Source organism: Luteimonas sp. KH_071 (assembly GCF_057838005.1).
The window spans coordinates 3,193,125-3,206,860 of the sequence record NZ_CM174458.1 but is presented as its reverse complement, the minus strand read 5'-3'; the positions used below and the strand labels follow the sequence as shown (position 1 = coordinate 3,206,860).

Annotated in this window: 15 protein-coding genes; 11 read left to right on the top strand and 4 right to left on the bottom strand. The window is 68.9% G+C overall.

Translation table 11 applies throughout. The features are described from left to right. Nucleotides 1–63: 63 nt before the first annotated feature. Together rho and trxA are read right to left on the bottom strand one after the other, a co-directional pair. Nucleotides 64–1,857 (bottom strand): transcription termination factor Rho, encoded by a 1,794-nt coding sequence (gene rho, locus AC3IRM_RS14840; protein ID WP_489203854.1) that lies wholly within the window; start codon nt 1,855–1,857, stop codon nt 64–66. A gap of 213 nt (nt 1,858–2,070) precedes the next feature. Next, nucleotides 2,071–2,397, bottom strand: coding sequence for a thioredoxin (gene trxA / locus AC3IRM_RS14835; RefSeq protein WP_310235771.1), 327 nt, complete (start codon nt 2,395–2,397; stop codon nt 2,071–2,073). 204 nt (nt 2,398–2,601) lie between these two features. On the opposite strand from trxA, the gene rhlB reads away from it, so the two are divergent. From rhlB to AC3IRM_RS14800, 7 genes are all read left to right on the top strand, one after another. After that, the gene (gene rhlB, locus AC3IRM_RS14830) at nt 2,602–4,368 is read left to right on the top strand and encodes an ATP-dependent RNA helicase RhlB (protein WP_489203853.1); all 1,767 of its coding nucleotides are present in this window, start codon (nt 2,602–2,604) and stop codon (nt 4,366–4,368) included. Nucleotides 4,369–4,708: 340 nt separating this feature from the next. Continuing rightward, a complete protein-coding gene (ftsE, locus tag AC3IRM_RS14825; RefSeq protein ID WP_310235768.1) occupies nt 4,709–5,398 on the top strand; it encodes a cell division ATP-binding protein FtsE in 690 nt (229 codons plus the stop codon). Next, nucleotides 5,391–6,341, top strand: a complete 951-nt coding sequence (ftsX, locus tag AC3IRM_RS14820; RefSeq protein WP_489203852.1) for a permease-like cell division protein FtsX — start codon at nt 5,391–5,393, stop codon at nt 6,339–6,341. Before ftsE ends, ftsX begins: the two co-directional genes overlap by 8 nt. A 3-nt stretch (nt 6,342–6,344) precedes the next feature. Next, nucleotides 6,345–7,178: a response regulator gene (locus AC3IRM_RS14815; RefSeq protein ID WP_489203851.1), complete on the top strand. Its 834-nt coding sequence runs from the start codon at nt 6,345–6,347 to the stop codon at nt 7,176–7,178. Nucleotides 7,179–7,297: 119 nt separating this feature from the next. After that, nucleotides 7,298–7,996 (top strand): uracil-DNA glycosylase, encoded by a 699-nt coding sequence (gene ung, locus AC3IRM_RS14810; protein WP_489203850.1) that lies wholly within the window; start codon nt 7,298–7,300, stop codon nt 7,994–7,996. Further along, a complete protein-coding gene (locus AC3IRM_RS14805; RefSeq protein ID WP_489205940.1) occupies nt 7,996–8,772 on the top strand; it encodes a HipA family kinase in 777 nt (258 codons plus the stop codon). Before ung ends, AC3IRM_RS14805 begins: the two co-directional genes overlap by 1 nt. After that, nucleotides 8,756–9,157, top strand: coding sequence for a DUF3037 domain-containing protein (locus AC3IRM_RS14800; protein ID WP_489203849.1), 402 nt, complete (start codon nt 8,756–8,758; stop codon nt 9,155–9,157). Before AC3IRM_RS14805 ends, AC3IRM_RS14800 begins: the two co-directional genes overlap by 17 nt. Nucleotides 9,158–9,252: 95 nt before the next feature. Here AC3IRM_RS14800 and AC3IRM_RS14795 read toward each other — a convergent pair whose 3' ends face one another. Next, nucleotides 9,253–9,654 (bottom strand): phasin family protein, encoded by a 402-nt coding sequence (locus AC3IRM_RS14795; RefSeq protein WP_489203848.1) that lies wholly within the window; start codon nt 9,652–9,654, stop codon nt 9,253–9,255. A 161-nt stretch (nt 9,655–9,815) separates the two neighbouring features. After that, nucleotides 9,816–10,172 (bottom strand): 6-carboxytetrahydropterin synthase QueD, encoded by a 357-nt coding sequence (gene queD, locus AC3IRM_RS14790; protein WP_489205939.1) that lies wholly within the window; start codon nt 10,170–10,172, stop codon nt 9,816–9,818. A gap of 98 nt (nt 10,173–10,270) precedes the next feature. Between queD and AC3IRM_RS14785 the strand changes: the two genes are divergently transcribed. From AC3IRM_RS14785 to AC3IRM_RS14770, 4 genes are all read left to right on the top strand, one after another. After that, the gene (locus tag AC3IRM_RS14785) at nt 10,271–11,368 is read left to right on the top strand and encodes a glycerophosphodiester phosphodiesterase family protein (RefSeq protein WP_489203847.1); all 1,098 of its coding nucleotides are present in this window, start codon (nt 10,271–10,273) and stop codon (nt 11,366–11,368) included. Nucleotides 11,369–11,433: 65 nt separating this feature from the next. Beyond that, nucleotides 11,434–12,219: a hypothetical protein gene (locus AC3IRM_RS14780; protein WP_489203846.1), complete on the top strand. Its 786-nt coding sequence runs from the start codon at nt 11,434–11,436 to the stop codon at nt 12,217–12,219. Nucleotides 12,220–12,332: 113 nt separating this feature from the next. Continuing rightward, complete coding sequence (locus AC3IRM_RS14775) at nt 12,333–12,902, top strand: sigma-70 family RNA polymerase sigma factor (protein ID WP_489203845.1); 570 nt, start codon at nt 12,333–12,335, stop codon at nt 12,900–12,902. Next, nucleotides 12,899–13,684 carry an anti-sigma factor gene (locus AC3IRM_RS14770; RefSeq protein ID WP_489203844.1) on the top strand — a complete coding sequence of 262 codons (786 nt, stop codon included), beginning with the start codon at nt 12,899–12,901 and terminating at the stop codon, nt 13,682–13,684. The genes AC3IRM_RS14775 and AC3IRM_RS14770 overlap by 4 nt, the downstream gene beginning before the upstream one ends. The last annotated feature ends 52 nt before the right edge of the window (nt 13,685–13,736 follow it).

Below are 13,736 nucleotides of genomic sequence, written 5' to 3'. Positions count from 1 at the left end.
GACCGGAGCCAAAAAAAAGCCCCGCGGAAGCGGGGCTTTTTTCGTGAGCGAGGACCCTATGGATCAGCGCTTCATCGACGAGAAGAACTCGTCGTTGGACTTCGTGCTCTTCATCTTGTCGAGCAGGAATTCCATCGCTGCGATCTCGTCCATCGGGTGGAGCAGCTTGCGGAGAATCCAGATGCGCTGCAGCAGGTCCGGCTCGATGAGGTAGTCCTCGCGGCGGGTGCCCGACTGGTTGACGTTGATCGCCGGGTAGACGCGCTTCTCGGTGATGCGACGGTCCAGGTGCACTTCCGAGTTGCCGGTGCCCTTGAACTCTTCGTAGATCACCTTGTCCATCGCGCTGCCGGTGTCGACGAGGGCAGTGGCGATGATGGTCAGCGAACCGCCTTCCTCGACGTTGCGCGCGGCGCCGAAGAAGCGCTTCGGGCGGTGCATCGCGTTCGCGTCGACACCACCGGTGAGCACCTTGCCCGAGCTCGGCACGACGTTGTTGTAGGCGCGGGCGAGGCGGGTGATCGAGTCGAGCAGGATGACGACATCCTTCTTGTGCTCGACCAGGCGCTTGGCGCGCTCGATGACCATTTCGGCCACCTGCACGTGACGCGCGGCCGGCTCGTCGAACGTCGAGGAAATGACTTCGCCGCGCACGGTGCGCTGCATCTCGGTCACTTCTTCCGGACGCTCGTCGATCAGCAGCACAATCATGTGCACGTCGGGATGGTTGTAGGTAATCGCGCTGGCGATCTGCTGCATCATCATCGTCTTGCCCGCCTTGGGCGGCGAGACGATCAGGGCGCGCTGGCCCTTGCCCTGCGGGGCCATCAGATCGAGGATGCGGCCGGCGATGTCTTCGCTGGACCCGTCACCGCGCTCGAGCTTGAAGCGCTTGCGCGGGAACAGCGGGGTCAGGTTCTCGAACAGCACCTTGCCCTTGCTGGCTTCCGGCGGTTCGCCGTTGATCGTGTCGACGACCGACAGCGCGAAGTAGCGTTCGCCGTCCTTGGGCCAGCGGATACGGCCGAGCAGATGGTCGCCGGTGCGCAGGTTGAAGCGGCGGATCTGGCTGGGCGAGATGTAGACATCGTCCGGGCCGGCGAGGTAGCTCGCCTCGGCCGCGCGCAGGAAGCCGTAGCCGTCGGGCAGGATTTCGAGCACGCCGTCGGCGACGACGCCCTCGCCGTGGCGGGTCAGCACTTTGAGCAGGCCGAAGATCACGTCCTGCTTGCGCGCGCGGGCCACGCCTTCGATCGCGAGCTGGTCGGCGATGTCGAGCAGCTTGTGCGCCGGCATCCGCTTGAGATCGCTCAGCGTGTACTGGGGGAAGCCCTCGGGAATGTTCGGGGGCGGCAGGCGCTGGACGTGGTCGTTGCCGCCGTCCTGCGGCAGGCCGTCGTCGCGGCCACCGCCACGCGGACGATCACGCCGGTTCTTGAACCGGTCGCGACGGTTGTTGCCGCCCTGATCGTTGTTGTTGTTGTTGTTGTTGCCGGGGTTGCCCCGGTTCTGGTTCGGCTGGCCGCCACCGTGCTGGCGCGGCTCGCCGCCCTGCTGGGGGTGGTGCTGGCCGCCATTCGGCTGCCCGTTGTTGCCCTGGTTGCCGCGCTGGGCATCGCCCTGGCCCGACTCGCTGGGTGCACGCTGCGGATCGGACTGCGGTGCAGACGCCTGCGCCGGCGGTGCGCTGGCGGGCGGGGCCTTCGGCGCGGCGCTGTCCTGCGTCGCCAACGGCAACTGGGACTGAGAATCGGGAGACGCGGAGTCGGTGGCTTTCTTGGCCACGCGCGGCTTGCGCACGCGCTTCACGGCGGTGTCGCCCTCGGGCGTGCCGGGATCGGATGTGTTGTCGGACAAGCGGAAAATCCTCGCTCGGTTGCGAGCGCCCGGGACGGGCGGCGGCAGGGAAACGGACAGTCGGGAGTGACGCCAGATGGGTGCGGCGCGCTGAAAACACGCCGGAGCAGCGCAAACCTAGCACTGCATCCGACCGGCGGCAAGCGCTGGCCGCGCGGTCGGTTCAGACGGCAGGGCGCTCTTGAACGGCCTGCCGCAGGATTGAGACGGGCCTCAGAGGGCCTTGTCGATCAGCTGGGCCAGCTGCGGCTTGCCCACGGCACCGATCTGGGTGCCCTGCACCTGGCCATCCTTGAACAGCAGCAGCATCGGGATGGAGCGCACGTGGTACTTCAGCGCCGTGGCCTGGTTCTGGTCGACGTCGATCTTCACGATCTTGGCGCGGCCGGCGTAATCACCCGCCAATTCGTCGAGCGCCGGGGCGATCATCTTGCAGGGACCGCACCAGGGGGCCCAGAAGTCGACCAGCACCGGGACATCGGACTGCAGCACGGTGGAGTCGAAATCGGAATCGCTGGCATGGATGACGGCATCGGTCACGGGGGGGCTCCGGGGGGCTGGGGCGCGCTTCGAAGCAGCGGCGCCGGGATGGATGTAAAATGGGGAATCGCCGCCCGGAATCAAGGTGGCGCTCCTGCGGGACGACCCACGCGTCCTGCGCCCAGGCAGTCTGCCGTCGCGACTGCCTCCCACGCAAGCACGCGGCGCCCTCCAAGTCGGCGACGCCCGGACACCTTCCTACGCATGAGCGACAAGCCTCTTACCGACATCACCTTCTCCTCCTTCGACCTGCATCCGGCGTTGCTTGCCGGGCTGGAGGAGGCCGGGTTCACCCGCTGCACGCCCATCCAGGCGCTGACGTTGCCGCTGGCCCTCAACGGCCGCGACATCGCCGGCCAGGCCCAGACCGGCACCGGCAAGACCCTCGCCTTCCTGGTCACGGTGATCAACCGCCTGCTGTCGAAGCCGGCACTGGCCGACCGCAAGCCGGAGGATCCGCGCGCGCTGATCCTCGCGCCGACCCGCGAACTCGCGATCCAGATCCACAAGGACGCGGTGAAGTTCGGCAGCCAGCTGGGACTGAAGTTCGCCCTGGTCTACGGCGGCGTCGACTACGACAAGCAGCGGCAGATCCTCACCGAGGGTGCTGACGTGATCATCGCGACCCCCGGCCGCCTGATCGACTACGTCAAGCAGCACAAGGTCGTCAGCCTGCACGCCTGCGAGATGTGCGTGCTCGACGAGGCCGACCGGATGTTCGACCTCGGCTTCATCAAGGACATCCGCTTTTTGCTGCGGCGCATGCCGATCCGCACCGAACGCCAGACGCTGCTGTTCTCGGCGACGCTGAGCCATCGCGTGCTGGAGCTCGCCTACGAGCACATGAACGAGCCGGAGAAGCTGGTCGTCGAAAGCGAGTTCATCACCAACGCCAAGGTCCGGCAGGTGATGTATTTCCCGGCCGACGACGAAAAGCTGCAGCTGCTGCTGGGCCTGCTGTCGCGCAGTGAAGGCGCCCGCACGATGGTGTTCGTCAACACCAAGGCGTTCATCGAGCGGGTGGCGCGTGCGCTCGAGAAGGCCGGCTACCGGGTCGGCGTGCTGTCGGGCGACGTGCCGCAAAAGAAGCGCGAGAGCCTGCTGAAGAAGTTCCAGGCCGGCCAGCTCGAACTGCTGGTGGCCACGGACGTCGCCGCGCGCGGCTTGCACATCGACGGCGTCAGCCATGTCTACAACTACGACCTGCCGTTCGATGCCGAGGACTACGTCCACCGCATCGGCCGCACCGCGCGCCTCGGCGCCGAGGGCGATGCGATCAGCTTCGCCTGCGAGCGCTACGCGCAGAGCCTGCCGGAGATCGAGGCCTACATCGAGCAGAAGATCCCGGTGGAGCCGGTGACGTCCGAGCTGCTGACCGCGCTGCCGCGCAAGCCACGCGAAGGCGTGGAGATCGACGACGAGGACGGCGAGAGCATCAACGAGATCTTCAAGGAAGTGCGCGAAGCACGCGCGGTCGAAGACGCCAAGCGTGGCGGCGGCCGTGGTGCGGGCGTCGGTGCCGGTGGTCGGGGTGCGCCCGGTTCGCGCGGTCCGCGTCCGGCGGGCAGCGGCGAAGCGCGTGGCGAGCGTGGACCGCGCAAGCCGCGTCCGCCGCGTGTCGAAGGCGAAGAAGCGGCAGTCGCGCCGGTCGCTGCTGCGCCGCAGCCGGTGATCGATGCCGCCGGTTCGGTCGCGCAGGCGATGCCGGACGAGTCGCGTCCGCCGCGCAAGCGTCGTCGCCGCCGCGCCGGCAAGAAGATCGAAGGTGCCGAAGGCGCAGCGCCGCAGGCCGCCGAGACGACCGCAGCCGATGCGTCGAAGAAGCCGCAGGGCAACGGTGGCAAGGGTCCGCGCGAAGTGCGTCCCACCCAGCGTCCGGCGCCGGCGTCGAAGTCCGAGCAGGCACCGTCGCTGCTGAGCCGCATCGGTCGCGGGCTGCGTCGCCTGGTATCGGGTGACGACAAGCGCTGATCGCAGCGTCTGGCGTGCGTGGAGAAAAGCCCCGCTTCGGCGGGGCTTTTTCGTAGATGCGTCCGGTGCATTCGTGGAGCGCAGCGAAACCCCATCGTTGGCGCACGATGATGGCGCCGCACGAGCGTCCGCCCTCACCCCAACCCCTCTCCCGAGGGGAGGGGGCTCCGTCAGGCGGCGATGGGAGCCTCGGTCCGCTCGATGCTGCCAGGGCCTTGCTTCGAGTAGTGCTGCAAGCAGTTCGCCCACGAACGGAGGCGACGTCCACGCTGCCCGATCGTCATCCGACACGCGCTTGACCATGACGCTGTTGTCCACATTCCCTGCGATACTGCCGCGCATGAGCGTTCTGCGATTCGACAACGTCAGCAAGCAGTATCCGGGCGGCCATGTGGCGCTGTCGGAGGTGAGTTTCGACGTGGCGGCCGGCGAGATGCTGTTCGTCACCGGCCACTCCGGCGCGGGCAAGAGCACGCTGCTGAAACTCATCCATCTGGCCGAGCGGCCGAGCCGCGGCGCGGTGGTGTTCGGCGAGCGCAATCTGCTCAAGGTGCGCGGCCGCAGGGTTGCGATGCACCGTCGCGACATCGGCGTCGTGTTCCAGGATCACCGCCTGCTGCCCGACCGCACCGTGTTCGACAACATCGCGCTGCCGCTGATCCTGCGCGGCATGCGCCGGCCGGAAATCGGCAAGCGCGTGCGCAGCGTGCTGGAGCGTCTGGCGCTGGGCGCGCGCGAACGTGCGCTGCCCACGCAGCTCTCGGCCGGCGAACAGCAGCGCATCGGCATCGCCCGCGCGATCGTCGGTGAGCCGATGCTGCTGGTCGCCGACGAACCCACCGGCAATCTCGATCCCACGTTGTCGGCCGAAATCATGGCGCTGTTCGCCGAGCTGCCCGAGCGCGGCACCAGTGTGCTGATCGCCAGTCACGACCTCGGTCTGGTCAAGCGCATGAAGAAGCGCACGCTGGTGCTCGACCACGGCACGCTGGCCGACGACATTTCGCCGGAGGACCTCGCCGATGCCTGAGGCGCCCCGCAACCAGCCCGCGCGCAGCGGCAGCTCGCCGGTCGGCACCTGGATCGACCATCACGTCTACAGCGTACTCGCGAGCCTCGGCCGGCTGTTCAAGAAGCCGTGGTCGGCGGCGCTGACGATCGGCGTCATGGCGGTCGCGCTCGCACTGCCGCTCGGCCTGTGGCTGGTGCTCGACAACGTCGGTCGCCTCGGCGGCAGCATCGACGCCTCGCGCGAGATCAGCGTGTTCCTCAAGCAGGACGTCGACGGTCCGCGCGCCGAAGCACTGGCGGGTGAACTGCGCAGCCGCGGCGATGTGGGCAGCGTCGTGCATCGCTCTCCGGACGAAGGTCTGGCGGAACTGCGCGAGCGCGGCGAGTTCGGCGACGCGATCGACGTGCTCGGTGAGAACCCGCTGCCGCACGTGCTGATCGTGACGCCCGGCGGCGACGAGATGCTGCTGGCCGAGTCACTGCGCACGCTGCCCGAATCGGAACTCGTCCAGCACGACGCGCAATGGCGCGAACGGCTCGATGGTTGGCTGCGCTTTGGCGGCCGCGTGGTGTGGGTGCTGGCGGCGCTGCTCGGCATCGGCGCGCTGCTGGTGGTCGGCAACACGGTGCGGCTCGACATCCAGTCGCGCCGCGACGAGCTCGGCGTGCTGCAGCTGCTCGGTGCGACCGACGGCTTCATCCGCCGGCCGTTCCTCTATCTGGGCGCCTGGTATGGGCTGGCCGCCGGCGCGGTCGCGCTCGGTCTGCTCGCACTGGCCGGCCTCGCGCTGCAGCCGCCGCTGGCGGAACTCGCGGCGAGCTACGGCGCGGCGTTCGCCTTGCGCGGCTTCGGCCCGATGGGTGTGCTGGCGGTGCTGGCCGGCGCGACCGCGCTGGGCTGGTGTGGCGGCGGCATCGTCACCGGGCACTTCCTGCGCCAGACGCGACCCACCGACACCTGATCCATGCACGATCTCCGTCATTTGGCCGGCGACGCGCCCCGGGTGATGGTCGTCGACGGCTCGAAGCTGGTGCGCCGGCTGATCGGCGACGTGCTGCGGCAGGCGCTGGCCGATGTCGAGGTGGTGGAATGCACGGGGCTGGCGGACGCGGCGGTCGCGCTCGATGGGGCGCCGGTCGATCTGGTCAGCACCGCGCTGTCACTGCCCGATGGCGACGGCCTGCAGCTCGCCCGACGCGTACGTGAAGCCACCGGCCAGCGCTACGTGCCGGTGATCGTGGTCTCGGGCGATGCACAGGCGCATCTCGAATCGCGCCGCTTCACCGAAGACGTCACCGACCATTTCGACAAGGCCCTCGGACATCGCGCGCTGGCGGAATTCATCCGCGGCTACGTGCAGCCGGCGCCGATTCCCGATGCGCACGTGCTCTATGTCGAGGACAGCCGCACGGTCGCGCTGGCGACCCGGCGCATGCTCGAAGCGCAGCAGATGCGGGTGACCCACGTGCTCAGCGCAGAGGACGCGCTGGCTTATCTGGATGCGTACCGTGACGGCTCGGCTGCCCCCGGCGCCGACCTGCTGTTGACCGACGTGTATCTGAAGGGCGAGCTCAGCGGGCACGACCTGCTGCGCGCGGTGCGCCGCGACTTCGGTTACGGCAAACGGCGCCTGCCGGTGCTGGTGATGACCGGCGACGGCAACCACGACAACCAGGTCGCGCTGCTGCGCGCCGGTGCCAACGATCTCGTCGTCAAGCCGGCCGAGGAGCGCGTGCTGGCGACCAAGGCGCTGTTCCAGTTGCGCCTGTCCGCGATGCAGCCGCACATGCCCCTGTAGGCGCGTGCTTGCGCGCGATGCGGCGTTGCCGATGCAGCCATCGCGCGCACGTGCACTCCCACAACCTCACGCACCGCTGTGCCGCTACGCTGGCAGGCGTGTCCATCCACGGTTGCCCCATGTCCGACATCCGCCTCGAACCTTCCTGGAAAGCCCACGTCGGCGACTGGCTGCGCCGCGACGACATGCAGGCGCTGTCCGCGTTCCTGCGCCAGCGGAAAGCCGCGGGCGCGCGGATCTATCCGCCGGGGCCCGAGATCTTCGCGGCCTTCGATGCCACGCCATTCGACGCGGTGAAAGTGGTCATCCTCGGCCAGGACCCGTATCACGGGCCCGGTCAGGCACATGGCCTGTGTTTCTCGGTGCGTCCGGACCAGCGCGTGCCGCCGTCGCTGGACAACATGTACAAGGAGCTCGAACGCGATCTCGGCCTGCCGCGGCCCGACCACGGCTGGCTGATGCCTTGGGCCAAGCGCGGCGTGCTGCTGCTCAATGCGGTGCTGACGGTCGAGGACGGCAAGGCCGGCGCGCATCAGGGCAAGGGCTGGGAAGGCTTCACCGATCACGTCGTCGACGTGCTCAACCGCGAGCGCGAGGATCTGGTCTTCCTGCTGTGGGGCAGCTACGCCCAGGCCAAGGGCAAGGTCATCGACACCCAGCGCCACTGCGTGCTGCGCACCACACACCCGTCGCCGCTGTCGGCCTATCGCGGCTTCCTCGGCAGCGGGCACTTCTCCAAGACCAACAACTTCCTGCGCAAGCGCGGTATCGCCCAGATCGACTGGTCGCTGCCGATGCGCTCGGCGCTCGACGCATGATCCGCAGCGTCGAGGCCACGCGCTATGTCACGCCGCTGCGCGAAGGCGGCTCGCTGCCGGCGGTCGTGGAAGCCGACGACGATGGCATGTACGTCATGAAGTTCCGCGGCGCGGGGCAGGGACCGAAGGCGCTGGTCGCCGAACTGATCGGCGGCGAATTCGCGCGCCTGCTGGGTCTGCCGATGCCGGAGATCGTGTTCATCGATCTCGATCCGGACCTGGCTGCCACGGAACCGGATTCCGAGATCCAGCACCTGATCCGCGCCAGTGCAGGTTGCAATCTCGCGCTGGACTACCTGCCCGGTGCGATCAACTTCGATCCCGCGGTCGATCCACCCGATGCCGATCTCGCATCGCGGATCGTCTGGTTCGATGCCTTCGTCTGCAATGTCGACCGCACCGCGCGCAATACCAACCTGCTGGTCTGGCACCGCCGCCTGACTCTGATCGATCACGGCGCGGCGCTGTACTTCCACCACGACTGGGACAGCGCCGTGCGCATCGCGACCGCCCCGTTCGCGCGGATCGCCGATCACGTGCTGCTGCCGTTCGCGACTGCCCTCGACGCCGCCGATGCGGCCCTGTCGGCACGCATCACCGAGGCGGACATCCGCCGCATCGTGGCGCTGGTCCCGAATGCATGGCTGACCGGCGAATCGCGATTCGCCGATGCGGACGCGCATCGCGCGGCCTATGTCGAGTTCTTCTGCACGCGCCTGGCGCACCGGTCGGCGTTCGTCGGGGAGGCGCAGCGTGCGCATGCAGCGGGTCTATGACTACGCGGTGATCCGGGTCGTGCCCCGGGTCGAACGCGAGGAGTTCATCAACGTGGGCGTGATCGTGTCCTGCCAGGGCGCGCGCACGCTGGCGGCAGCGGTCGCGCTGGATCCGGCACGGCTGCAGGCGCTCGATCCGCATGCCGATATCGCCACGCTGCAGCGCCATCTCGACGCGATCGTGCGCATCTGCCGCGGCGATGCCGATGGCGGGCCGATCGCCGCGTTGCCCGCGCGCGCGCGGTTTCACTGGCTCACTGCGCGGCGCAGCTCGGTGATCCAGGTCTCGCCGGTGCACACCGGTCGTACCGATGATCCCGACGCGCTGTGCGCCCGCCTGCTGGCGCGCATGGTGCTGCTACCCGGTCCGGTGCGCGGCGCATAAAAAAACCCGGCAGCGTGGGGGCTGCCGGGTCGGCTACGGGCGAGGGAGGGATCGCCCGGAGTTCAGATCGCGGCGCCAGGGCGCCGCAGCGCGTCTCAGCGCTTGGTCGCCTTCGCGGTCGCCTTGACGACCTTCTCGGCTTCGGCGCGGACGTCGGCGGTGGCCGATTCGACGTGCGACTTGGCCAGGCCTGCGATGGCTTCGTTGGTCTTCACCGTGCGGCCCAGGGTTTCCTGGCCGGCACTGACGAGACGCTCGACGTTTTCGCGGGCAACCTGCGCGCCCTTCGGCAACAGGGCCTTGAAGCCATCCATGTCACGCACTTCGATCGCTTCGTTGATGAACGCGAACGTGGCATGGGTGTTGTCGTTGAGCGTCGAGAGGTGAAGACCGAACAGGGTCTCGGCGTTCTCGAGGGTCAGACGGTTGAACTGGGCGGCTGCATCGGCGAACTGGCGCGACGCGGCGGTGAACTGCTCGTTGAACTGGTAGGACATGGCGGTTACCTGCGTGAGCCGGCGATCTGCCGGGTTTGTGCGATGCAGCATATCCCAGCCATGTTGCATTGCAACAAAATCCCGACAGGCGGTCGTTATGCATTCAGTTTCGTATGGGGATCAACGACTTGGAACCGCTTACAGCCCGCGCGCAGACTGTTTCAGGGACCGGTGTAGCGGCAGCCCGAGGTGCAGGTTTCGCGGATCACGATCGCGCTCAGCGCGGGCAACCCGGGCTTGAGTCGCTCCCAGATCCAGATCGCCAGCCGCTCACTGGTCGGGTTTTCGAGACCGGGGACGTCGTTGAGATAGTGATGGTCGAGCTGGGCGTAGAGCGGGGCGAACGCGGCTTTCAGATCGCCGAAGTCCATGATCCAGCCGGTTTCCGGGCCGGGCTCGCCGGACACGTGCACCTCGACCTGGAACGAATGTCCATGCAGACGCGCGCACTTGTGGCCCGGCGGCACGTTCGGCAGCCGGTGTGCGGCCTCGAGGGTGAAAACCTTGAAGATGTCCATGCGCGCATTCTCGGGCGTGGCCGCCCGCGCGGCAATCGTCGTGGTGGTGACATGCGCGGCTGCCACGCTTGCCGGTCTTCGCTTCCGGTCGATCTCCGATGCACCGAACGTCTTTCCTGATCCCGCTGCTGCTCGCCACTGCCACCATGACCCTGCCCGATCGCGTTGCCTCCGCTGCCGCGCCCGTTGCCGACGCGCCGCGCGTGATCGCCCATCGCGGCGCCAGTGCGCGCATGCCCGAGCACACGCTGGCGGCGTATCGCCGCGCGGTCGAGGACGGCGCGGACTTCATCGAGCCCGACCTCGTGATGACCCGCGACGGCGTGCTGGTCGCGCGCCACGAGAACGAGATCGGCGGCACCACCGATGTCGCGTTGCATCCGCAGTTCGCCGACCGCAAGCGCACCCAGCGGATCGACGGCGTCGACATCACCGGCTGGTTCACCGAGGACTTCACGCTCGCCGAGCTGAAAACACTGCGCGCACGCGAGCCGTTGCCGGCGCTGCGCGGGGTCTCGCACGACCGCCAGTTCGCGGTGCCCACGCTGCACGAGATCCTGGCGCTGCTCGACGATCTGGTGCGCGATTCGGGCCGCTCGGTTGGGCTGATTCCCGAGATCAAACACCCGACGCACTTCCGTTCGATTGGTCTGCCGATGGAGCAGGCGGTGGTGGACGCGCTCGCGGAACACGAGGTCGCCACGCGCGTGCCGCTGGTCGTGCAATCGTTCGAGCCCGCCAGCCTGCGTGCGTTGCGGGAGATCGCAGCACCGGCGTTGCCGGATCTGCGCCTGCTGCAACTCATCGGCGATCCACGCACGCGTCCCGCGGATAGCGAAGCCATCGGCGACGAGCTGCGCTACCGCGACATGCTCACCCCGGACGGGCTGCGCGCGATCGCGGACTACGCGTCATTGCTGGGGCCGCACAAGTCGCAGATCGGCGAGTTCGGACGTGGCGGTCGTTTCGAGGCCACGACGCTGGTGGGCGACGCACACGCCGCCGGCCTGCAGGTCATGCCGTACACGTTCCGCCCCGAAAATCCGTATCTGCCGCGAGGGCTGCGCAGTGGACTTGCCAATGCGCGCAACGAGGCCGGTGCGATCGCCGAGATGCGCGCGTTCCTTGATGCGGGCGTGGACGGTCTGTTCGCCGACGATCCCGCGCTCGCACGTCAGGCGGTTGACGCGCGCTGAACCGGCTGCATCCGCGGCCCGCAATGCCGGCGTACGTCCCGTGAACCTCAACACGGGAGCCGCCCATGCCAATGCCCGCTGTCGAAGCCGCGGTCCTTGCGCGTATGCGTTGCGCGACGGCGATCGCATGCCTGCTCGCGGCCCTGCCACTGGCGGCGGCCGAGCGCGAAGAGGCGCGCGCGTTGGCGCGTGACGACGGTCGACTGCTGTATCGGGAAGTGCACTTCCGGGACCGCGACGGCGACGCCGCGAGACGCGTGGTGCTGTACCGGTGTCCGGACGGCGCGGCCTTCGCGCGCAAGATCGTGCGCACCCAGGGTGTGGCCGCGCAGCCGGACTTCGCCTTCCACGATGCCCGCACCGGATACCGGGAGGGCGTGCGCACGCACGATGGCGCGCGCGAGATCTTCGTCCAGCGCGGCGACGCCGCGCCGCGAACGGCGGCACTGCCTGCGGCTGATGACGCGGTGATCGATGCAGGCTTCGATGCCGCCGTGCGTGCGCGCTGGTCCGCGCTGGACGCTGCGCCGCAGCGGCTCTCCTTCTTGCTGCCCGAACGTCTCGCGTTCATGCCGGTGCGTGTGGCAAAGCTCGAGGACGCCGACGGCGTGCGCCGGCTGCAGATGTCGGTGGATCGCTGGTTCGGCTTCGCGGTCGCGCCCATCGAGCTGCAGTACGGACTCGCGGACCGGCGCCTGCGGCAATTTACCGGTCCCGGCACGGTGCGCGATGCCCGCGGCAAGCCGCGCGAGGTCCGTATCGTGTTTCCTGCCCAGCCACCGCGGCGCGTCGCGGCGACCGACGTCGCCGCTGCGCTTGCAGATCCGCTGAACGGCCGATGCGCCACCTGATCTCCGCATCGCCGCGCGCAGGCCGCCGCCTGCCCTCCGCACGACCGCGCTTGCGCGAACGGCGGGCCGCTGTGAGGATGGCGGTCCATCATTTCTCGGGATGCGCGCGCCGGATGCCACAGCACGATGCGATCGCCACAGCGGACGAGCCGGGGCTGGACGCCTGGCTGCGCCAGGTGGCCGACGGCGACCAGCGCGCGTTCGAATCGCTGTACCGGGCCAGCGCCTCGCGTCTGCTCGGGATCTGCATCCGGGTGCTGCACGATCGCAGCGAAGCCGAGGACGCGTTGCAGGATGTCTACGTCCGCATCTGGCGCAAGGCCGCGCAGTTCGATCCCGGACGCGCCGCGGCGGCGACCTGGCTGGCGACGATCGCCCGCAATACCGCGATCGACCGGCTGCGCGCGCGGCCGCAGCACCAGTTCGCCCCGGTCGAACTCATCGAAGCGATGCCCGATGGCGGAGACACGCCGCTGGAATCGAGCGAGCGCGCCGGCGACCGCTCACGCCTGGAGCGCTGTTTCGACACGCTGGAGCCGCGCCGCCGCCGTCTGATCCGCGCCGCCTTCTTCGACGGCTCGACCTATGAGGAACTCGCGCAGCGCGTGGGCTCGCCGCTCGGCTCGGTCAAGAGCTGGATCCGGCGTGGTCTGCTGCAGCTGCGCGCGTGTCTGGAGCCATGAACGTGCGCGACCTCGATTTCGATATCGACGACAACGGCGGTCCCGAGCCGCCGCGGGCGGATCTGCTCGCCGGCGAGTATGTGCTCGGTGTGCTCGATGCACCGGCGCGCGCGTCGGTGCAGGCACGCATCGCCAGCGATCCGGGGTTCGCGCGCCTGGTGGCCGACTGGGATATCCGCCTCTCGCCGTGGTTCGCGGAATTCCCGAGCGCCGACGTGCCCGCGCACGTCTGGCCGCGCATCCGCACCGCGCTTGGCTGGACGCCGGTTGCCGCAACGCCCGAGGGGCTGTGGCACAGCACCGGTTTCTGGCGCGGCGCTGCGGCGCTGGCGGCCGCGGTTGCGATCGTCGCGGTGCTGGCCGGCCGCGTGCCGATGGAAGACGCGCGCGAGCTGCCGGTGGTCGTTGCGCCTGAACCTGCACCTGCACCTGCATCCGTTGCCGAAGCCTTGCCCGTCACCACGCTCGCGCATGAGGACGGTTCGCCGGCGTGGCTCGCCTCGGTCGACGCCGTGCATGGACGGGTGCTGGTGGTGCCGTTGCCAGCCGATGTCGATGCCGAAGGGCGCGTCGCCGAGTTGTGGTTGATTCCCGAGGGCGGTGCGCCCGCGTCGCTCGGCCTGTTGCCGCACGACCGCACACGTGCCGTCGAGGTGCCCGCTGCACTGCAGGCGGCACTGGTGGCGGGCGCCACGCTGGCGGTGTCGCTGGAGCCGCCTGGTGGCTCGCCAAGCAATGCACCCACGGGCCCCGTCGTCGCCAGCGGCGCCTTGCGCATCTGAGCAATATCTATCCGGCGGCGCAGGCCGCCGGACGTCGCGGCGCGACGCGCGT